The 20,123-nt window shown below is 47.0% G+C and carries 20 protein-coding genes and 1 tRNA gene; 6 read left to right on the forward strand and 15 right to left on the reverse strand.

Annotated features, from left to right (window positions below):
• Positions 1 to 57: 57 nt before the first annotated feature.
• Entirely contained in the window at positions 58 to 450 is a 393-nt protein-coding gene (locus tag QUB11_RS09950) for a DUF423 domain-containing protein (protein ID WP_333202533.1), read from the forward strand.
• Positions 451 to 524: 74 nt separating this feature from the next.
• Here the strand turns inward: QUB11_RS09950 and QUB11_RS09955 are convergent, their stop codons facing one another.
• Entirely contained in the window at positions 525 to 1,619 is a 1,095-nt protein-coding gene (locus QUB11_RS09955; protein WP_333202535.1) for a hypothetical protein, read from the reverse strand.
• A 459-nt stretch (positions 1,620 to 2,078) separates the two neighbouring features.
• Entirely contained in the window at positions 2,079 to 2,264 is a 186-nt protein-coding gene (locus QUB11_RS09960) for a hypothetical protein (RefSeq protein ID WP_333202537.1), read from the reverse strand.
• Positions 2,265 to 2,445: 181 nt separating this feature from the next.
• Between QUB11_RS09960 and QUB11_RS09965 the strand changes: the two genes are divergently transcribed.
• Together QUB11_RS09965 and QUB11_RS09970 are read left to right on the forward strand one after the other, a co-directional pair.
• On the forward strand, positions 2,446 to 3,936 hold the full coding sequence (locus QUB11_RS09965) for a phosphoglucomutase/phosphomannomutase family protein (protein ID WP_445300849.1): 1,491 nt from the start codon (positions 2,446 to 2,448) through the stop codon (positions 3,934 to 3,936).
• Between the two features lie 371 nt (positions 3,937 to 4,307).
• Positions 4,308 to 4,583 carry a LapA family protein gene (locus QUB11_RS09970; protein ID WP_333202540.1) on the forward strand — a complete coding sequence of 92 codons (276 nt, stop codon included), beginning with the start codon at positions 4,308 to 4,310 and terminating at the stop codon, positions 4,581 to 4,583.
• Positions 4,584 to 4,597: 14 nt separating this feature from the next.
• Here QUB11_RS09970 and QUB11_RS09975 read toward each other — a convergent pair whose 3' ends face one another.
• From QUB11_RS09975 to QUB11_RS09985, 3 genes are all read right to left on the reverse strand, one after another.
• Positions 4,598 to 5,590 carry a hypothetical protein gene (locus QUB11_RS09975; protein ID WP_333202542.1) on the reverse strand — a complete coding sequence of 331 codons (993 nt, stop codon included), beginning with the start codon at positions 5,588 to 5,590 and terminating at the stop codon, positions 4,598 to 4,600.
• A 154-nt stretch (positions 5,591 to 5,744) separates the two neighbouring features.
• Positions 5,745 to 6,806 carry a hypothetical protein gene (locus tag QUB11_RS09980; protein ID WP_333202544.1) on the reverse strand — a complete coding sequence of 354 codons (1,062 nt, stop codon included), beginning with the start codon at positions 6,804 to 6,806 and terminating at the stop codon, positions 5,745 to 5,747.
• Positions 6,807 to 7,364: 558 nt separating this feature from the next.
• Entirely contained in the window at positions 7,365 to 8,039 is a 675-nt protein-coding gene (locus QUB11_RS09985; RefSeq protein WP_333202546.1) for an Npun_F0813 family protein, read from the reverse strand.
• A gap of 1,065 nt (positions 8,040 to 9,104) precedes the next feature.
• On the opposite strand from QUB11_RS09985, the gene QUB11_RS09990 reads away from it, so the two are divergent.
• Positions 9,105 to 9,178: transfer RNA gene (locus QUB11_RS09990), tRNA-Arg, on the forward strand.
• Positions 9,179 to 9,361: 183 nt separating this feature from the next.
• Here QUB11_RS09990 and QUB11_RS09995 read toward each other — a convergent pair.
• From QUB11_RS09995 to QUB11_RS10005, 3 genes are all read right to left on the reverse strand, one after another.
• On the reverse strand, positions 9,362 to 9,700 hold the full coding sequence (locus tag QUB11_RS09995) for a flagellar alpha dynein (RefSeq protein ID WP_333202548.1): 339 nt from the start codon (positions 9,698 to 9,700) through the stop codon (positions 9,362 to 9,364).
• On the reverse strand, positions 9,678 to 10,001 hold the full coding sequence (locus QUB11_RS10000; protein WP_333202550.1) for a hypothetical protein: 324 nt from the start codon (positions 9,999 to 10,001) through the stop codon (positions 9,678 to 9,680). Before QUB11_RS10000 ends, QUB11_RS09995 begins: the two co-directional genes overlap by 23 nt.
• A 121-nt stretch (positions 10,002 to 10,122) precedes the next feature.
• Positions 10,123 to 13,023 carry a DUF3987 domain-containing protein gene (locus QUB11_RS10005; RefSeq protein ID WP_333202552.1) on the reverse strand — a complete coding sequence of 967 codons (2,901 nt, stop codon included), beginning with the start codon at positions 13,021 to 13,023 and terminating at the stop codon, positions 10,123 to 10,125.
• Here QUB11_RS10005 and QUB11_RS10010 point away from each other — a divergent pair.
• On the forward strand, positions 13,022 to 13,171 hold the full coding sequence (locus tag QUB11_RS10010) for a hypothetical protein (RefSeq protein ID WP_333390402.1): 150 nt from the start codon (positions 13,022 to 13,024) through the stop codon (positions 13,169 to 13,171). The two genes, QUB11_RS10005 and QUB11_RS10010, sit on opposite strands and share 2 nt — an antisense overlap.
• On the opposite strand, the gene QUB11_RS10015 is transcribed toward QUB11_RS10010, so the two are convergent.
• The 7 genes from QUB11_RS10015 to QUB11_RS10045 all read right to left on the reverse strand — a co-directional run bounded on the left by QUB11_RS10015 (position 13,160) and on the right by QUB11_RS10045 (position 17,755).
• Positions 13,160 to 13,441 (reverse strand): hypothetical protein, encoded by a 282-nt coding sequence (locus QUB11_RS10015; protein WP_333202554.1) that lies wholly within the window; start codon positions 13,439 to 13,441, stop codon positions 13,160 to 13,162. The two genes, QUB11_RS10010 and QUB11_RS10015, sit on opposite strands and share 12 nt — an antisense overlap.
• 493 nt (positions 13,442 to 13,934) lie before the next feature.
• The gene (locus tag QUB11_RS10020) at positions 13,935 to 14,519 is read right to left on the reverse strand and encodes a hypothetical protein (RefSeq protein ID WP_333202556.1); all 585 of its coding nucleotides are present in this window, start codon (positions 14,517 to 14,519) and stop codon (positions 13,935 to 13,937) included.
• On the reverse strand, positions 14,510 to 14,773 hold the full coding sequence (locus tag QUB11_RS10025) for a hypothetical protein (RefSeq protein ID WP_333202558.1): 264 nt from the start codon (positions 14,771 to 14,773) through the stop codon (positions 14,510 to 14,512). Before QUB11_RS10025 ends, QUB11_RS10020 begins: the two co-directional genes overlap by 10 nt.
• A gap of 217 nt (positions 14,774 to 14,990) precedes the next feature.
• A complete protein-coding gene (locus QUB11_RS10030; RefSeq protein ID WP_333202560.1) occupies positions 14,991 to 15,500 on the reverse strand; it encodes a hypothetical protein in 510 nt (169 codons plus the stop codon).
• Positions 15,497 to 15,982 carry a hypothetical protein gene (locus QUB11_RS10035; protein ID WP_333202562.1) on the reverse strand — a complete coding sequence of 162 codons (486 nt, stop codon included), beginning with the start codon at positions 15,980 to 15,982 and terminating at the stop codon, positions 15,497 to 15,499. Before QUB11_RS10035 ends, QUB11_RS10030 begins: the two co-directional genes overlap by 4 nt.
• Positions 15,975 to 16,349 (reverse strand): hypothetical protein, encoded by a 375-nt coding sequence (locus QUB11_RS10040; RefSeq protein ID WP_333202564.1) that lies wholly within the window; start codon positions 16,347 to 16,349, stop codon positions 15,975 to 15,977. Before QUB11_RS10040 ends, QUB11_RS10035 begins: the two co-directional genes overlap by 8 nt.
• A 194-nt stretch (positions 16,350 to 16,543) precedes the next feature.
• On the reverse strand, positions 16,544 to 17,755 hold the full coding sequence (locus QUB11_RS10045) for a tyrosine-type recombinase/integrase (RefSeq protein WP_333202566.1): 1,212 nt from the start codon (positions 17,753 to 17,755) through the stop codon (positions 16,544 to 16,546).
• Positions 17,756 to 18,376: 621 nt separating this feature from the next.
• Here QUB11_RS10045 and QUB11_RS10050 point away from each other — a divergent pair.
• The gene (locus tag QUB11_RS10050) at positions 18,377 to 19,903 is read left to right on the forward strand and encodes a site-2 protease family protein (RefSeq protein WP_445300826.1); all 1,527 of its coding nucleotides are present in this window, start codon (positions 18,377 to 18,379) and stop codon (positions 19,901 to 19,903) included.
• The last annotated feature ends 220 nt before the right edge of the window (positions 19,904 to 20,123 follow it).

The raw sequence follows: 20,123 nt of genomic DNA on the forward strand, positions 1-20,123 counted from the left end.
TACATCCGTGGAGCGAATCCGTTGCCGAACTTCCTTCTTCCCAATTCAATAAATATTATGTCAACGCTAATTTTAATTCGCATTTTTATAGCAGCCGCAGCCCTTTTCGGAGGTTTATCCGTTGCAGGCGGTGCTTTCGCCTCCCACGCTTTGAAAAATCAATTGACCGATCGAGCTTTAACCATTTTTGAGACCGGCGCCCGATATCAAATGTACCATGCCCTGGCTCTATTACTCGTCGCTTTACTCTTGAGCCGCGCCCAAGAGTCTCAAACCTTTTTTGCAGTGGCTGGATGGGCTTTTATTGCCGGCACAATCATCTTTTCAGGCAGTTTGTACGCCCTGAGTTTGAGCGACATCAAATGGCTGGGTGCAATTACGCCACTGGGGGGAGTTGCTTTTATTGTCGGTTGGGGATGTTTGGCAGTGGCAGCTTTTAGTTTTAAATAGAGATTGACAATTCCCAATGCCAAATCCCTCCGCGAGAGCTCCGCTTTTTGACCCCATGCCCTATGCCCTATGCCCTAATTTTCAAACACATCGCTGGAAAACATCTCTGTCAAAGTACGCAAGTAAGGTACAAATACCGTTAAATCTTCAGCAGAAAGCCGATCGCATATTTCCCAAAATAAAATCAGCAGCATATCCTGCACTAACTCCCAACTTACATGAAGTTTGGGGTACAACATCACGCAAATTGGAAACAATTCTTGCTGTACCGGGCGAATACTACCTTCCAAAACGCACCAGCACAAATAGCTTTGAAAAATCTCGACATCCCGGATACCAGAAATTTTTATCTCCCGATCGCTCAAATACCCACTGCTGCTGCGGTATCCTTGATGCTGGGCACTAGCTCGATCGTACACTGCACTAGCAATCTGAGTCGTCTGCTGCAACAAATGCTGAACGGCTAATAGAGCTCTTGAATTCGGGGGCTGATTCGCCGCAGCCTCGTTAATCTCTCCGTAGGGAATGTGCAGGTACTCGTCTACAACTTTTAAGTAGGGCGCAAATTCCCCTCTCTCTGACTCCGAAAGACATCCTAACAAGATTTTGCTAGTGTATTGAAATTCCACCGTCACAAATCCCAGCACTAACGGATCTGTCTCTGAGTATTTTCGCCTCACTTTGATAATATCTTTTCCCACCAGCACTGACAAGCGGAAAACAGGTTCTCTATCTGCATAAGCGTCTATTGTTTTCCGATATAAGGTGCGAGTGTCGGCGGCAATTTCTAAAGAATTAATTAAGCTCTTATCGATGGCGTGGCGCTCTATTTGTTCCCCTAAAAGAGCTTCTACTCTATTCCAAGCTATCTCGCTGGCTAATTTCAGGGTATCTGTCAATTTGTCAACTATTGGGGCTCTATTTCCCTCAAAATTAGTTAACTCTGCGCTTTGGGGAATTTGTCGCGGGGCTTGGTTTTCTCGTGCGGCAACTGTACTGTAATATTTTTTTGCCCAGCTAACTGCGAAGGAAGAAACGCTGATGCCTTTAGCCTCTGGGAGTTTGTCAGTGTCCGATCCGCTAATACCTTCCGACGCCAGACTGTCGCCCTGTTGAATTTTGTCGGCAGCAGGTAAAGACTTTGAAGATATTTGTGAAATACCCGTCATGATCAACCTCGTTTTTTTATTAAGTCGCACCGGATCGATTCCCCTAATTTTTAACGTTGTTAACTACAATTTTCTGCATTTGTACGCTGATAGTCATCAGCCATTACGCTTAAAGCTATAAGCCATTTGGCTCGACTGCCTGCATCTTTTATAAGTTGCACGTTAATAACGTTATTTATTGTGCGATCGATCACAGGGTGACTGTGATCGCGACCCTAATCTATTTTTTTGACGTATAAAGAAGGCTGGAAATAAATTTAATTTGTCTTAAAAACGGAGAATTAAAGTTAAGTCTGCTTAAAAAAAACTGCTGCTTGAAATACCTTATCTTTGTTTTGGAGCGGTTTGGTTGATCGCCCTAATTTCTTAATGAAGCTAGGCTAAAGCACGATCGAGCGGTGACTTTGGTTAATTTATTCCCCTAGCTGAATTAGAAATGTATTGTGAGTCTGGCGATTGTTAGGAAGCCCTAACGAATTTAACGATCGGCTTTTCTAAATAAAAAATTAAATTTGAGATGAGAATCAGATTTATGTGCATTTCGTTAAGGCTATTGCCAGGGCTGTTTTTTGCGATCGGTTTTTTAGCTTCCCCGTGAAGCGAAGCTATCCCGTAGGGAATCGCCCGCAATTGATCGTCGTCCATTCGATCGATCACCTACCCTTCAAAACCAGAATTAGCGAGTGACTCGCCCGGTAGCGGGCACATTTTGCCAAATCCGGCGGGATCGAGTCCTCTGCCGGAGGCGAAACCCTGTCCCTACAACGATAGGATTAGGCTTATTAGGCCCCACGGGCGATCGATCCTCACAAACAGCACGGCCGGTATGTCTTTAAGGCTATGCCTTCGGGTAGGATTAGTAGGACGAGAGGAAGTGGAAAAAATGAGCGCTAGCAGCAATTCAACAGAAATTAAGTTCGGAACCGATGGGTGGCGGGGACTGATTGCCCATGACTTTACTTTTGCCAACGTGCGAAAAGTCACCCGGGCGATCGCCAGTTACCTAGAAACCGCTTACACAAAAGACCGCCCAGTTCTAGTCTCCTACGATACCCGCTTTCTGGCAGACGAGTTCGCCCGCACCTCGGCGGAAGTATTGGCAGATTTGGGATGGACTGTGAAAGTGGTCGATCGAGATTGCCCCACACCAGTCATCGCCTACAGCGCCAAGCATCTCAACTCTGCAGGAGCCCTGATGTTCACGGCTTCGCACAATCCCGCACCTTACTGCGGCATCAAATACATCCCCGACTACGCGGGCCCGGCAACCCCGGAAATTACTGATACAATTGTGGCAAATATTGCTGGTGCTTCTGATGCCCCAGCCAAAGGCAGCCACAACGATAAAATCTCCAGTTTTGACCCGAAACCCGAATATCTGAAGTTTCTTTATACTTTGATCGATGTGGAGCGGATTCGCTCTGCTAAGTTGAAGGTGAAGTACGACGCTCTCTACTCGACTTCTCGCGGCTATCTCGACGGCGTTTTGGAACACTGCGGCTGCGATGTCGAAAGTTTTCATACCTACCGCGACGTGCTGTTTGGCGGCGGAATGCCCGAACCCAAGGGAGAACAGTTAGTTGAGTTGGTGGAAGCTGTTAAGAAGGATTCGGCGGATTTGGGTTTAGCTACCGATGGCGACAGCGATCGCTTTGGTATTGTTGACGAGTTGGGAAATGTCTTGACTCCAAATACTGTACTGTTGCTGCTGGCGCGTCACTTGGTTAAGAATAAAAAATTGACTGGGGCGATCGTCCGTACAGTCGCAACTACCCACTTGCTGGACAATTTGGCCGCCAAGTACGGTTTAACAATCTACGAAACCGCAGTCGGTTTTAAATACATCGGCGAAAAAATGCGGGAAACTGCGGTGCTCATCGGTGGCGAAGAATCTGGCGGTTTGAGCGTTTTGGGTCACATTCCTGAAAAAGACGGGATTTTGGCTGATATGCTAGTTGCTGAGGCGATCGCCTATGAAGGCAAACCCCTTTCTCAGCTAGTAGAAGAAGCCATTAAAGAAGCCGATGGCCCCCTGTACAACAAACGTTTGGACTTGCACCTAGAAGAAGCCCACAAAGCAGCCGTTTTGGAATCTTTTACCAAGAACCCCCCCACAGAAGTAGCAGGGATCGGCGTTAAGGAAATCGGCCGCAAAGACGGGATTAAACTTTATCTTGAAGACGGTGGCTGGGTACTGCTGCGGCCTTCGGGAACCGAACCCTTGATGCGCGTTTACATGGAAACCAATTCTGTGGAAAAAGAAAGCCAAGTTGCCCAACACATGGAAAAGGTAATTTCCCAGTTAGAACCTGTTTAACTTTCTACCTATTCTAACGGGGGGTTTTTCCCCTAGCGCTTGGGATTGTGAGGTGCGCCGAAGCGCACCTTACGTATTTTTGATAACTCTTGCAAAGCCTCTGAACATTAATCATCGATACTGCTGGGCCAGTTATATATTTGCAATACACTGGGATTTGTTAAAGTTTGGGAAGTGTAAATTTATTTATGTTTGTTAAATTTTTAATTAATTTAAAAAATTCATAAATTTTTTCCGCATCTACTTGACTTTTGCCCTAATATTATTGTACATTATTAAATAATGGGATGTTTGAAAAAATAATATTTTTACACAGATTACGATTATAAAAGAAGTATATCAGTTAAATTGCTAGCCTGTCAACCCCTTTTATGAAAACAATTCCTCTGCTCGCCATTAGTTTTTTAGTAGCAATTTTAGTAAGCGCGATCGGCATTATTTCAGTGCAGAACGCCGCCCCAGTATCCTTAAACTTTATCTTTTTTCAATCGATACAAATGCCCGTAGGGGTAGTATTAGCAATGAGCCTGAGTGCAGGACTGATCGGAGGTGCGCTACTGCAACCGCTGTGGAACCTTTCAGATTCCCAAAACTCGCGTCCTAAATTTCCGGCAAATCCAGAAGAATCCGACACCGTACAATATTAAAGAGATTTGATCCCTTAGAGGGAATATACCTGACCGTCAATCAGCAACCGAGTAATTCCCTTAGCTCGCAAATAAGGCGCTGCTTTTTGCAGCATACTGCTGTCAGGAATCTTGAATACCCTTTGATTGCGAGTAGCAAATCGGCGGGCCACTCGGTGATTGTCAAACACTGCCAGGGTTTTCTCGCGAATTTCCGCCGCCGGAATTTGACCCAGTTCGCCAAAAGCTTTTAGAGGTCTGGTGATTAACTCTGCCGCCCGATCGACCACCAAATAACAAATTTTGGGCAGAGATGCTTCGCTTAAAGGCAAAACTTCAATCAGCCCTGTACCCCGAAGCTCGTTAGCGAAGCCCTCGAAGAGGATCGACTCGCCCGACGATATTGAACCCAGCAGGCTGCCTTCAAACAGAGAGTCTTCATCGTCTACATCTTCGTCGAAGTCGTCATCTAAATCGTCTTCATCATCCTCATCCTCATCCTCATCCTCATCCTCATCCTCATCCTCGAAATCGCTAAAATCTTCACCTGCCAGCAGCCCTTCTGCTGGCAGCATAGCCTTTAGTTCACCAGTCACAACAGCGCGGTGGCTTTGATCGGCAAGAGTGGCTGCTGGGGCATCTGGCACATCAGAAACATCCAATTCTGCAACTGGTTCAGGGACTGATTCAGAACGCTTTCGGATCGTCGGTCTCGAATTTGAGGCTGACGGCAGGACAGGGACTGACTCCGACAGGGGGACAGCTACAGGATCGATTTCGCCATCTCCCGACGACTCAGTAGTCGCCTCTGTCGGTTCAGAAACACTGCTGCGATCGGACAAACGCTTTTGTTTTTGCTGGACTAGAAATTCGTATTCCGGCTCCGACAAAGCACCCTGAAGGATGCGCCTTACAGTCGAACTGCTCACTCCGTAGCGCTTTGCCAGAGTGATAGTATTCTCGTTGGACTGTCGGTACAGCCTGATGAGTTCGCGTTTGTCTGAATCGGAGAGTTTTGTAGGCGTCATGCCAAGTTTTCCAGCAAAAAGACGTGAAAAGACGCAGGCTAGCAGTCAGCGAACTGTGATTTTTGATTTTCGATTTCAAGCTCAGAGATGCCGACAAGGGCAAAAAAGCTTTCGCGTCCCCATCGCTTGCCAAAGCAACCCTAATCTCAAATCGCTAGGCTGCGCGACGACTGCGCCTGCTCTGGCGAGAACGGGTTGAGATGTCATGTTCCAAGATAGCTCCTATTCCGAACAGGATGGCGCTGAAAACAAAAAAGACTTCCAGCAAACTCCCACTTTGATAACTACCCTCAGCCTGAGTATCGCGCCATTTAAAGTACATATCTGCGATGTAAAGCGAAAAAGTTGCAGCCGCAATCATTCTCCAAGATTGGGAAAAACGTCCTCCCCAAAACGCCAGCAGCAATGCAGTAGCAATAATCAGCAGAAAAACGTCCCCGACGATGTAAAACAAATTGATTGCATTTTTGTGAGGCGCCAGTTGCTTGTCTAGTGCCATCACCCATGCCGGAGCTTTGATTTCGGCTTCTGCTTCTTCTTCTTCGGGTGCGGATGCAGCATCAGTCGCTGCTGCTTTTGGCTGTATCTTGGACGAATTGTCCAAAGCAGGCGCTCTTCCTGTGGTAGCGGTTGCTGGTGCAGATTCTGTCACTACTTCTTGAGTGGCTCCCGGAGCCATTCCTAGCTGTGCCCTCCAAGAGTCAGGTGCAGCAACCCAGATAGCTACAGCAATCCCCAAGGCTGCAATTCCGGCTAACAAAGCCCACTGCCAAATTTCTAGATTCAGCCGCTTGGAAGTCACAGCTACAACCATGCCCCCGATCAGTACCACATAGCTGCCTAGATAAAACGCATCGGCAGGAGATACGTCCGGGTCTAACTCGAAATAGAGTTCCCAAATCCCGAAAAGCACGCCTGCTATGAAATAGAAGAGCATCCCCAGACCAATGCCCAGCCAGACGTTGCGCCCGCTGACCATGTGCGGGCTTTGCCAGTTTCTAAAACAGACTAAAGCCGCTCCGAAGTATGCTCCGCATTCAAAAACATAAGTGCCGATCGAGTACCACAGAGGTAAACCCTCTTCTGCGGAGAGGGGGACGCTGAACAGCAAAAAGAACAGCAGCGCCATGACAGCCCAGACAATGCCCACAATCACTAGGGTCTGAGCTGACAGTAAAGATGAAGATGTAGATGACTTTTCTGAAGTGCTACTCATAGGGATTCCACGAGACCTAACTAGCGGTTGAACGCACCCCATCTCAATCTTTGATTGGAGATGAGGATTCTTTCGCCAAAAAACATTAAAAAACCTTGCTCTGACGCTTCCGGGATAACTGGCGTCCTCAGTGTGTCGTCGGGACTTTTGCCCTCGTACACTATAGAAAGACTAAGCAAGAATAATCTCTATTTACTAATTCAATAAATTAGTCGTTAGTCAATCTTGTACCCGGAAATATAATGATAGATATACGGTAGATGTCTCCACCATTAAGGTTTTTACAGTACCAAATCTATCTCTGAAATTATACCCTCAAAGGTTGAGGGAGCTGTTTTTTTGCTTTCACTCTTCCCCACTCGTATCAATGATTGTGAGTGGGGAGTGCGATCGAAACTTAGTTAAATTGCCAGACCATAGGTGGCATCCAAACCGAATCAACAATTTGGTTGTCAATACAAGTTGGCAATCCAACTTGTATATCGCGTACCCCCTACAGTGCAATTATCTAAGCTGAATTATCTCGACCCAATTGTCTGAGCAATTGTCACAGATTTTCTATCCTGCGATCCACAACTTGTTGAGGGCTGATTGTTTCAGCCAATCTAGAAACTGAGCCCGATCCGGTGCTGGCATATCTTGCAGCACATCGCTAACTCCCTCAGCGAAGTCCGTATTGCCAAAATATGATTTACCCAAACGGTGAAGTTCTTGCAATAAGGTCTTGAGATGCTGCTCTTGCCAAGGAGGCACCTTGTGATTTTGCAAAGGACTAACCGTTAGCCAGTTTTTTATCGCATCAGGGGAGTCTGCCTGGGGGAAGTTTCCCTGCTGAAATACCTTGGCGATATCTTTCTGAAACGATGTGGCTTGCCTTGCGCCTAAGAGGTCTTCTACATCGAAGTAAACAGCTTGGAGGAGCAGCAGACAAGCCTGCGCGAACAGTGGTGCTTTGGCTGCTTCATTCCCTGCCGGTTCTTCACCGGCAAGCTGATCTAAACGGACTTTTCCCCAGACGCTATATCTATCCGGCTCTTCTAGCAGAACACAGGCTTTGCCTCGGTTGTCGGTTAAGTCCCGCCACAAGGCTCTGGCGTCTTCTGCTTGTTTGCCGTTGAAGGCGCTGATCAGGCGAAAAGTCTGCCCCTGATAATTGAGAATGGGAATTTGTTGATCCCGTTTTGGGTGTTGAAAATTGGTTATTTCAACATCCTGCCGTTTCAGAATAAACATGACACTGCGATTTGACTCCTGTCATGGCCGAGGTGCTGTGCTTTTGACACTCCCGATGCCTAAAGGCGAGGGGATTCTTGATTCAGCGAGTCCACTTAAATTAGCAGGATTGCTCCCGATCACCCAGAGATGGTTCTCTCCTCAAGCGTTCCGATACTTTTTTGCTAACAAATGTTAACAATTATCTAAGCTGAGATTGTCTCTCGGCCTTGGCGTATAAATCAATGCACGAAGGAAAGTCCCCCGCGCACAATTTACGACTGCTGTACTGGCAACGCTTGATTTTCGCGCTCGTGCCGAGCGGGCGATTGACTGTTTTGCTTTGATGCCGTAGAGGAAGCTTATATAGAGGCTCCGTACCATCAGGGATTTTCACCTGAGTCTTTCAATCCTAGTTCTACCACATTTTTATCAAATATCAAGTCGAGCAGAATGTTAGCCCACATAACTCAATATCAGCAACTTCGTTATTCTGGCTCAACTCCTACCTCAAATCAGGAGATGATCTCTGGTTTTGCGGTAATGCGGTCAGCGTTTTAGGCTTTGCCACTAGGGGATGTTAACATAACCAATAGAAATCTGGGAAAAAGCACCTGTGACTCTTGTGCTGTCTTAGTTCCGTCTTAATTGGGAGAGATATCCGATCGACCAAATAGCTGGGTTTCACCTCGACCTCTAAATACTTTACCCGAGTTCACGTCCTACCTATAGCGGTTCTCAAGCGTGGTGAGGTATGCCCTATGCCCACGGAGGACTATGCCCACGGAGGCCACGGAGGCCACGGAGGCCACGGAGCCCAGTCGTACCTCATATGAGAGCTCGAAAGGCTATAGTTTTGATTGTAAATTTACAATTGTCCTGTTTGCAGGTGAGTCCCTCCAGCTTTTGTCAGATACACTCTTGGAGGCACAGGCACTCTCATCATCTTGGTTTTTTTTCCGGCATCACCGCACTGCACGCCATATTTTTGTATATTAAAGCGGTTTATGCGTAAGTCATCACATAATTTACTTGCTCGATCGCACACTGCACCGATACAATAATCTTGTTAGCGATTTTTGACTTGGGTGCGTAACTCAGTTGGATAGAGTAGCTGCCTTCTAAGCAGCGAGCCGCAGGTTCAAGTCCTGCCGTACCCGTTAACAAAACCTAGTAATATCAATGCTTTGAGCCGTTCTTTACCGAAAGTAGAGAGCGGCTCAAACCTTATTTGTTGTGCATTTGTTTCGCATTTGTTTCGCATTTTGTTTCGCACAACAAATGCGAAACAAAATGCCTATCTGGGTCAGGTGGTATCCCGGCATCCTGTCGGCAGGCACGGGTCAACTCTCCGAGTCCAAGATTTCCAAAACCGCCTCCATATCTGCCAAGTCCGCTCTGGATTTTTTGCGCTGCGCTTTCAACTGGTTGAGCAAGTCAGCCGGTTCTGGAAAAACTGCCACGGTCGGAGCCGATTTTTTATTTGCTTCCCGTGAGCGCCGTGCTTCCTTGAGTTCTTGCTCCAGCATCTGCACCTTCAGTCCCAAATCGCCGTTGCGCTCGTGTAACTCATTCAGTTCCTTATCCCATTCTGCAAGCTGCTTCTTGGCCGCTTTCAATTCCTGCCTGAGTGATTCATCGTTGCCATCACTCAGGCACTCAATTTCCCAGCCGTTCCTCAATGGCGGCCATCCGCTCCATCACGGGGTCAAGGCGATCGGTTACAGCCTTGTCTACAGTGTCTACAATATTTGTAGACACGACGCTATCATTGCTTCGTGTAGACAAATCTGTAGACACTGTAGACGGGGTATTATCGTTACCTAGTGTAGACAGTGTAGACAGCGTTGTAGACGTGCCTGACATTTCCTTGAGAATGCGTTGTGCAGCTTGACTCACCGACTCACCATCTAGCCTCTGAGCTTCTATCCAGTTCAGGAAGTGACCGGAAGCCCTGAACGATACGACTTGACTTTGACTCATTGTAGACACCTGTATACGTTATTTGTCTACACTAACTGATATCTGTCTACACTGTCAACATTTTGTAGACAAAACTTGTAGACACAAAAATCCCCCAATTAAGGGGGATGAGATTGAGCCGTTAGTCAGCGGCTTCCAAGTCCTTGGGGTCAAGCCAAGTTGTGTAACTGCCGTCGGGTTTGATACAAGCAATCTCAGAGAATTGGTCGATCAAGTCAACAATTAGCTCTATACCTTGATACTGTTCGCAAGCGCCAATGTATTTGACCCGCGTCCCTTTGATCACCCCCGCAATTGCCAGCACTCTGAAATTGTCAAACTCTTCAGAGGTTAGCGCGGCCCTAACTTGATTCCTGAGTTCTAATTTAGGTCTTAGTGTTTTGCCAATTTGAACGGCGAGCGGGTGATCGGAATTGGTGATCGCCTTTCTGATTTGTTCTGCAAATTCTGCGGGTTCTGTAGTACAGCTCAGCATTAAGGAGCTTGAATTTTCCGAAAACTGGTTTTTTGAGTCCCCATAGTCCCCTTTGGTACTCAAAGCCTTGTCAGGTAAGGATTCGAGTATGGGGACTCGCGCGTCCCCATTGCGTCCCCATTCGTCCCCATTGGTGGCTTTCAATGGGGACTTAGGGGACTCGGTTATAGAGGTAATGGGGACGCTTTCAACGGTCTCTGTGTAAGGTTTTGAGGGCAAAGGGGACGAATGGGGACGGGGACTTAAGGTAAATGAAATATTTCGGCCGTTTGATGTAACCTCGCCGTATTTCAACTCTGCTAGTTGATCTAACCATTCCCGTATTTTTTGGCTATCGGGTCGGAGTTTGGCGTTGTAAGATTTTGCAATTTTTGCCCCGGTAGTTGTGCCGCCGTTGCGCTCTGCGAGAGAAACAATTTTTGCCAAGTTAGGGGCGAGCGCCGATGATGCGCAAATATCTAGATTTACGCTCAATGCTTGGTCGGTCGTGTATTTCACAAAATGAATCGCAGCCCGAACAATTTCAGCAGGAATATTTTGTGAAATTTCACCACCTTTAAACGCGCTGTGGATAGCGTGCAGTATGGTTGCAATCTTCCCGACTTTTTCGGGTGCTTTCCCTAGCATTGCCCGCATCCCTTGTTTGAGACTTTCTACCCGATCACGTTCGCACTTGTTGTAGTAAGCAATGAAAAGTTTTCGGGCCGCTGCATCTAGCCTGAAATTTTGGGGTGGGAGTATATCTAGATGTCCGTAAAGTCCTGATAGCATCGGAGTTAAATCTACTGTGGGCGCATCCTCAAATAATTCTGTAGCAGCTAGCGGTTGTTGGATCAGTTCAAATCTTGCAAATTTTCCGTTATCGTCGCTGCCGTCCCCTAAGAACTGTGCCAGAACTTTTGGCTGGATGTTACCAAAGATTGAAAGCCCGACATGGGGAGCATCAACCGCCAAACCATCGGCTCGCAGCACCGCAGCACCGCCACCGCTCCAATACTCAAGAAGATTTTCTTCATCGCTACCTTTACCACCCCGGTATTGGTTTGGGGACTTCAGCATTCCCGCTAGTTCATCGGCTACCCACAATAAAGCTTGGTCGGGTCTCCTTGCCGCTTGCTTGGGGATGCTCTCACCCGTAGCAGCGGTTATGTAGTAAACCTTTCTTGCTGGCTCTTGAGGTTTAGGCCCTTTATCTTCATCCTTGTTAGCTTTCCAAGCGTTTAAATCTTCCTCATAATTTGCTTGAGCTTCATCGAATGCTTTCCGGCTTATCTCGTTTAACTTTTCCATCGGGTCGGTAATAATTGCCCGGATTATCGGGGTTTTTTTCTGTGAACTCTCAGCAATCATCGCAGCGAAAAAGTTAGGGCATACCCTGAAATTAGTTTGAGGATAAAGCATTGTGCGAGTACCCGGTTTTAGCAGCGTCGAGACTTGAGTCAAAAGAACTAGAGCGTAGCACTCAGGTTTAATGTTGAGAGTTCGTGCCAGTCTTGTAATTCCTTCTGCTAGCTCTGAAGGTAAAATCGCCGTTAAATCTAAGGTTGCAGATTTTGAGGCAAGCAGTTGGGCGACATCTGTCGCCGTATCTTCTCGATCTACTACTTGCTCTAATTCTTCTTCTTTTTCGCGGTAAATTTTCCAGACTTCAGCAGAATTGACCCGATACTTTTGGGCAAGCTCAGAAATTTTAAGTCGTAGCTGAGATTTTTTGAGGTCAGAGTCTAGCAGTTCATCAAGCTCTTCCCCTAGTTCAGATATGGGAGGGACTTGAAACTGAGAGGGGCGGACAACATTTGAGGTTGTTTTTTCCCATTCTGCAAAAGTTGGGGCGATCGCTACAGCATCTAAAAATGCCTTTTCACTTTTGCCCACAATCAGATCGTCCATCCCTTTGAACTTGGTATCCCAGCAGGTGATGTGGACGGTGCATCCATTCTCAATCAGTAAAGTTGCAAATTTTACGATCGCTGCACGACAAGATGGGTTAGCGGCATAGTCGGAGTCAAAGTCAATGTAATGAGTAGTTCCCGGCTGCGCCCACTCTTGAACAAATTTTGCAAGTTTTCCATCCTTCCCCCAGTTCCAGACACCAGTTAGAGCTATAACAGCTAAGCCCAAACTGAGCCCCGCGCCTGCCTTTTTAACTCCCTCTGTCCAGTGACGGGCGATCGATTTGTCGGCGTGAACTTTTGCCCAGTAATCTTTGTCGGGCATGGCCAGGAAGATTGCGTCGGGTTCCATGCCGCTACCTGTGAGGTATTTGCGCGGTTTAGAACCTTCTGGTTGATGTGGTTTGTCCGGTTTGCCTTGTCCACACCAATTGCCTGCGGGTTCCCCAGTTCTCCACTGAACGCCGCGACTCCACCAGCCACCAGTTTTTATAGGTTCCTTCGGACGGACGCGCTCGTTAAATTCTTTGACGGATAGCGATTCTATGTTCTGTTTCGCGATCGCCTCCGCTACCTTTGAATCCTCGCACCATTCGATCAGATATTTTGCGGTGCTTGAAACTTTACCGCCGATCGGAGTAGAATTGTCGTACATGAAAATTAGCTCGCCCCAAGACGAGTTGAATGTGGATAAGCCTCAAAACCGTTGCAGTTCGGATACCAATCGAGAGCAGCGGTTTTTTGGTGTTTACAATTTTTGGAAAATTCAAGGCATAGGAGGTACCGCCCCGCTAGTTGACTAGGGGTGCGATTAAGCTGTCGGTACGTGAGACACCGGTTAAGCCTTTACAAAACTTAGGGATGAGGACTAAGGCTTTAAGCCGTTGAGCTTGCTCCTTTAAAAATGCCGCCTTCGCCAGAAGTTTTGCCCATGTCAGATAACTGGTCACAAGCGCACAAATTCTTTGGGGATTAAATCTGGCGTTGTACTTAACAAACCAGCGCAACCACCAACGCCAAATTCGGCGTTCCTCTAAAATCTCTCGTGGCGTTAGTAGGGGGGTGTTCTCCATGTGATTATTTTAGGCGATGGACGGGATTGAGAGCACGGATTTTAGTTAACTCGGTTGTGCAGGAACCTTATAAGGTTCCATTTTCATTAAGCACGCTTATTGACTGCATTTTATTAGATTTCTCCAAATCACACACCTATAGGTGTCGCATTTTGTTGAATCGCGTCGCACACGTCAGAATGCGGGTTCTGGGAGATTCTTAATTGAACTGGTTAAGTTACAAACCTATAGGTTTCGCCTTTCTCTATGCACGGAGAATATGCAGCGCTTTGGGCAAGTCTCGTTCTGCTAGCGCTAGCCTCGTATAATCTCGTATTTACGGAAACTTATATGAGTTTCCGCCGTAGAAAACCTTGTACAGCAAGGGTTTGAGCGCTATACTTTGGAGAATGGGGAGATTGTGTTTTCTCCCTGGTTTTGCCACATACCGAAAATCGAAACCTATAGGTTTTAACTTTTATTCCTCACTACTGTTTTTTGGTACTTTTTTGTGCTACCCCTCCTCACCCTTAACAAACGGCAACAGAAATTCATACTCTGCCTTCGCATCCCGGTAAGCTTGGCTACTACCGGCTGACACTCCCCAAACTTCTTTAAGGATTTTATTCTTGCCGGTGATGCCCTTCGCGTGACATTGCAGAATCAGTTCGATTTGTTCGCGCTGCCTAGTGGATAAATTCACTACTGCGAGTTCGCTAGAATCGCTCGATGTCTGATTCAGTAGCAGTTCTAGTGATTCTCTTATCGAATCGAGTTCTGCCTCTTGTTCGTCGGTTCGTTCGTTTGTTGCCAGAATTTGTTCTGCTTCCTGTTGCCTTTGTTTCTGAGAAATGTATACGCTAGTCGAGATTTCATCCACCACATCGGCGGTGATTGCCCGCTCTTTAATTGCCTCTATCTCACCCTGCTCAGCCAGTTTGCGAGCGATATTACCCGCCGATACTGCACAAGCAATTGCAGCACACAAACTAACACCTTGCACCGCTTTGTGAGTGTCCAGCTTTTTGTCTAGTGCTGCTAGTGGAACCAACCACAGCACGACAGAGGACGCACTCAATACAAACAGTTTTAGCTGCATAAAAACACCCCCAAACCAATCAGCAGCATCGCCAAACCGCCGATTAAAACTGCCTGTAAGTCAGCCACTGAAATCTTAATCAACTTACTCAGGGAATAGTCAAGCAACCAACTCAACCCCCAAGCAATTGCAATTGCTGCTAACAGGAATAAAACCGCTTTCATTGCCATCGGATGCAAGCTCGCTATCCATCCCAGAAGGGAGGAAGCGATGCACCCGGCGACAAAATAATTTGCCAAGTACATCGCTTTCATTAATCGCCCCCCTCAGTAGCAGACAGTGACTTACAGTAGTTATCAAGCTCCTCACACTCACTACAGTTAAAATAGCTGCGTGAATCCTGCAAAGCGTCCTCCGCTTCTTGTCCGTCACAGTTCAGCAAGTCTACAAAGGTCACATCGGAGTACCAATCGTGCTCAGTCATCCGGTTGTGTACTTCGCAAAAATGTGATCCAGGTTTTTGCCTTTCCATTAGTTCGCCCCCGCCGTCAGCTTGGCTTTAATTTCATCAATCCGAGTACGGGCATCGCTGTCAGCTTTATCAATCCCTAACCCCAGTCGCGCATAACCAGGACGCAAGCTGTGCAAGTGCTTAGCCAGTCGAGTGTCTGAGCGCTTTTTACTCAGTTCGTTATCAGCCACAGCACCTTCATATTTGCGGTGATGACGGTGAACCTTAGCATCGGCTTCTTCAACTTTTGCCAGTGCTTCATAGGCGCGCTTAGACTGCTTTGCACCGTCTGTTTTCTCTTTTGCTAAATCCTTCACGGCGTCCGCTTCTTCTTTGGTAAAGTAGCGCGGTGCTGGCACAACTGGAACACTACGGATGCTGGAAAAATTACCAGGATTTAGCGGGGTGATGACGCTTGCGTCAGTGCTTGCCAGAACTTTTGATTTGTCAATAGCGTGTCCGCCGTCGTTGCTGGCAGTGAGTTTTCCAGCATCAGAATTGCCGCCAAAAAGGCGTAGTTGTAAGCTCATAATTTTGTCCCGATTTGAATGTTGATGCGAACTGGGGAAGGCAATAGATTGAGAGGATTGATTTGTCGCCACAAATTCATAGCCACCACAAACACCCCCGCCGATGCGAGTACAAGTGCAATGAGTTGCCCTAAATCAACCCAGTCTAAAAATGTGGAATTTTGGCGGGTGAAACCGCAAACAGGGAACGAACCGTCGTTAGTCCAATCTAGGGTGTCTACACTGTCTACACATTGAGTGTCAAGCGGTTTAGGCGTTGTGTCTACACTGTCTAGTGTGTTGTCTAGCATTGTGTCTACAGTGTCTACGTTCACTGTGTCAAGCGATTCACCATCAACGAGGTACAGTTCTAGCAGCGCTTCCCATGTAGCAGTTTTGCTGAGTTTTCCAAACTGTCTGGCGTCTTCATTGGTGAAGCCACGGTCAAAGGCGATCGCCTTTAATTGGTCAATGCGACGGTAGCTGACGGTAGGTTTAGTCATGGCTGACAAGCCTCAAATCACCGCCAACAGTCAAGTGCTCGTCAAAACAGGGATAGGAAGAATCCGGCATCTCCCCACTTGTCCAACTGATTAGGTAAGTCCAATCTTGTTCGTAAGGATGCCAGCAGATACCAAGCACTTCGCCGTACTCAATAGAGTCCTGGTTAAGTTCATCAGTCCAGTGGTCAGCGACTTTGTTGCCGATGCAGAATTTCGGGGCCGGATATTTCTTGGGGTTTTCAAAACCTGACTGAGAACGTGGCACAAAAAACAGCAAAGCGGCCGATGCGATTTTCTGCAATAACTCGCGACGGGGAAACATTAAGAGTTGCGATCGTCCGTTAGGACAATCGGCTGAAAGTGGCATAATTTATAGGCTCCAAACGTTGTGATGTAACGGTTTGGGGAAGTCGTGGTTTGGCTAGCATTGCAAGTGCTCGTCAACCGCGCATCAATCTTCCTTAGTTACTCACGATTGCAGACTTCCACTTCCTTGTCAACACAGGAAGTGTAAAGTTTTATGTCGCAAAAGTTGCCCCTAGAATCAACATCCTAACAGCATCAAAGCGGGCGTAAATGCTCCAATACTTTGTTATCTAAATAGTGGGAATTAATAATACTTTCCGACGTATCACACCAACGAGCAATTACCGCAGATGGGATACCTTGCGCCAATTGTTCGCTAATAAAAGTATCCCGACAAGAATATGGAGTAGTAGGCTTGTAACCAGGTTCCCGTGTCTTGTCAGTGATAGGTACAACTATCTTGTGCCAAGCTCTTTGAGAAAAATTGCTGTAGTTGATTGCCTCCCCGGTTGGAGAAGAAAAAACCAATTCTTTAGAGTCAAACTGTTGCGGTCTAATTGACACTAAAAACTCTTTCAACTCATTATTGCAAGGGAATTTTCGGTGTTTGTTATTTTTACTGCCCTTACTCTCAACAGCTTTCCCCTCGATGAACTGAATACTGCCGTTGAACAAAACGTAAGAACAGTCTGGCGAGATATTCCCCCAAGTCAAGCCAATAGCTTCGCTAGGACGGCAACCCGTTAAAAACCAAAATTTTACTAATGGGTAGTATATGTTGTAACAGTGTCCGGGCTTATTTGTGTGAGACTCAAAAGCTTGTAGCACCAGCAACTTTTCTTCAGTGATAAAAGCATTAGGAGTGGGGTCATTCTGCCAGTTGTACTTAGGTAAATCATTAGCCATATCTTTGTAGGGACTGACAGGCAAAGTAATTAACCTGTGCTTAATACCCCAATCAACAGCAGCATTTAAGTGGGTGAGAATGCGCTTAGTCATGTCCCCCGTCGTTGTCCCTAAAAGGACTTCGCGAACTTCTAGCGCTTGCAGAATATCCGAAGGACACTTGGCTATGTGTCGCCCCAACGTAGTCTGCAAGTAGTGCAAAGACTTTGGCTTGAGTGCACCCTGCTTGTAGTTTAAATATTTGCCCCACAACTCTTGCAGCGTCAGACTTGTTGCCCCAAATTTAGCCTGTACCAGATTACTGCTGTGTTTGTGGGGTTGGACAGGCTTGTATTTGCTTAAATCATTTGGGTCAAATATCCCTGTCAGGATGTCAAGCTCAATCTGCTTAGCCTTGCATTCTGCGATCGCCCGGTTCTCCAAAGTATCCGGCAGACCCATGCACACAAACTTATTTTTACCTCCGTAAAGCTCGCGAGGTAAATGAAGGCGTAGCATACCTCGGCTTACCATCACCCCTACAGTCCCATTTTTCCGACGCTGAGATTTGTTTACTTTCATGGTTAGGTCATTAACCCTGCACACCTACAGTACCAAATTGTTTCGCATTTGTTTCGCATTTGTTTCGCATTTTGCATGACAAAAAACTAAGAAGCTTACGTAGAAAGAGATAGAATAAATTGACACCCCTGCCTTCTAAGCAGCGAGCCGCAGGTTCAAGTCCTGCCGTACCCGTTACACAAATTCAATAATATCAAGGGTTGCAGCACTTTTTTACCGCCAAGGAAAGAGGCGCTGAGATATTATTTGCTTCGGATTTGTTTCGGATGCCCGAATCCCAAACAAATCCGAAGCAAAAGCCCCACCGGCCAAACTGGGCGAATCTTCCTGCTTCTGGCCGATCGACACTGCTACCCTTCTGAGTATATGTTTGCCACATCCGATGTGGTATCATAAAAAGTCTATTGTGTCAATAGCCTAGCTCCTGCGATGTTCAAATAGCACCAGCAGCCGGTTGTGGGCCGAGTAGCCCTCAGAGGTTATCCTTAGTAATCAGGCTAGTTTCCGATAGGTTTGGATATGTTCCCAACAACTCTATTTCATATTCCCCAAAATTTAATGCTATTACTCGACCGCAGCGCGATCGACCGATTAAAGCCCCTATTGGCGCAAGCAACCGGAATGCCTATAGTTGCATCGGAAAATACGGCAACAATTGCGCTCGTATTGGTTGCTCTGGGAATTCTGGGTTGGGGATTTTATCGCGCCAGACCTTTTGGCAAACTGGGAATTTTGGCTTGGTTGCAGTCTGTTGCGCTGATGAGTCCCTGGCTGCTGTTCTTTGGTTTGTTCGCCGCCGGAATTTACCTCAATCTAGTGGCGGTATTGTTGCTGCTGGTGGCATCCACGGGATTATACATTTATCTGGGCCGGCAATTGCGTAAGGCTGCATCTGATACAGTGCTGCCACGGCCGGATGCTGCTGAGGTAAAGTCCCAAAGCGATGCTTTCTCGGTCCCTGAGTCGCAGCGACCACCAGGCCCAGAAACCATTAAGATCGTCACCTCGTCGCCTGCGAATAATGAATCAGAAATAATTCCCGTTCCAGTGGAAGACCTCAAGGCAATTAAAGGCATCTTTGGAATTGATACTTTCTTTGCCACAGAAACGATTCCCTATCAAGATGGGGTAATCTTGAAAGGCAATCTCCGAGGAGACCCAGAACAAGTACACTCACGTTTGACGGCAAGTTTGGAAGAAAGATTAAACGATCGCTACCGCCTATTTTTAGTAGAAAATCAGGACGACAAGCCCGTAGTTATTATCTTGCCCAGCACCAACGACCCGCAGCCCACAACCGTGTCTCAAAAAATCCTAGCAGTCGTCCTGCTGCTGGCAACAATTGCTACTAGCTTAGAGACAGGCGGTTTGCTGCTAAGTTTCGATTTCTTTAACTCGCCGACTAGATATCTAGAAGTTTTGCCAATTGCAGCCGGAATTTGGGCGGTTTTAGGGTCTGGGGAAATTGCTCGCAGAGTGCTGGCAAATCGGTACAAGGTTGGTTTGAGTTGGCCATTTTTTATACCAACTTTGCAGATAGGTTGTTTTGGAGCGATCGACCGTTTTGAGTCGCTGCTGCCCAACCGTAAAGTTTTGTTTGACATCGCTTTTGCCGGGTCAGCGGCTGGGGGAATAGTTTCTGTGCTAATGCTGGTAACGGGTTTGCTGCTGTCTCACCCCGGCAGTTTGTTTCAAATTCCCGCAGAATTTTTCAAGGGCTCGGTTTTGGTGGGAACTTTGGCAAAAGTGGTTTTGGGTTCGGCGTTGCAGCAGCAGATTGTTGACGTTCACCCGCTGGTAGTTATCGGTTGGTTGGGCTTGGTAATAACGGCAATTAATTTGATGCCGGCGGGACAGTTGGACGGGGGTAGAATCGTGCAAGCCATCTACGGTCGGAAAATAGCCAGCCGCACTACTTTGGCGACTTTTGTGGTGCTGGCCATCGTTTCTTTAGTTAATCCTTTGGCTCTGTATTGGGCGATCGTGATTCTGATTTTACAGCGGAATCTGGAGCGACCGAGCCTCAACGAGCTGACTGAGCCTGACGACGCTCGCGCGGCTTTGGGTTTGCTAGCTTTGTTCTTGATGATTGCTGCCCTGTTGCCTTTGACTCCGGCTTTGGCTGGCCGTCTGGGAATCGGGAACTAGCAGTAGTCGGGCATCTTTGGTAATAGGCTCTTGGGTTGCGGTAAATTAGTGGAATCTAGGAATTGAGCGATCGAACTGAGAACTGAAGGGCGATCGGGTTCCTAACTACTAATTTCCAATTAAGAGCCCCGCCCGGGGCAATTTATCTATTACCAAAAGTTGATTTTTTTATAACCCAAAATTTGTTTAAACTTGATCAATTAAGTTTAAATAACTTATC

The sequence above is a fragment of the Microcoleus sp. B6-A1 genome (assembly GCF_036705085.1).
GTDB lineage: Bacteria > Cyanobacteriota > Cyanobacteriia > Cyanobacteriales > Microcoleaceae > Microcoleus.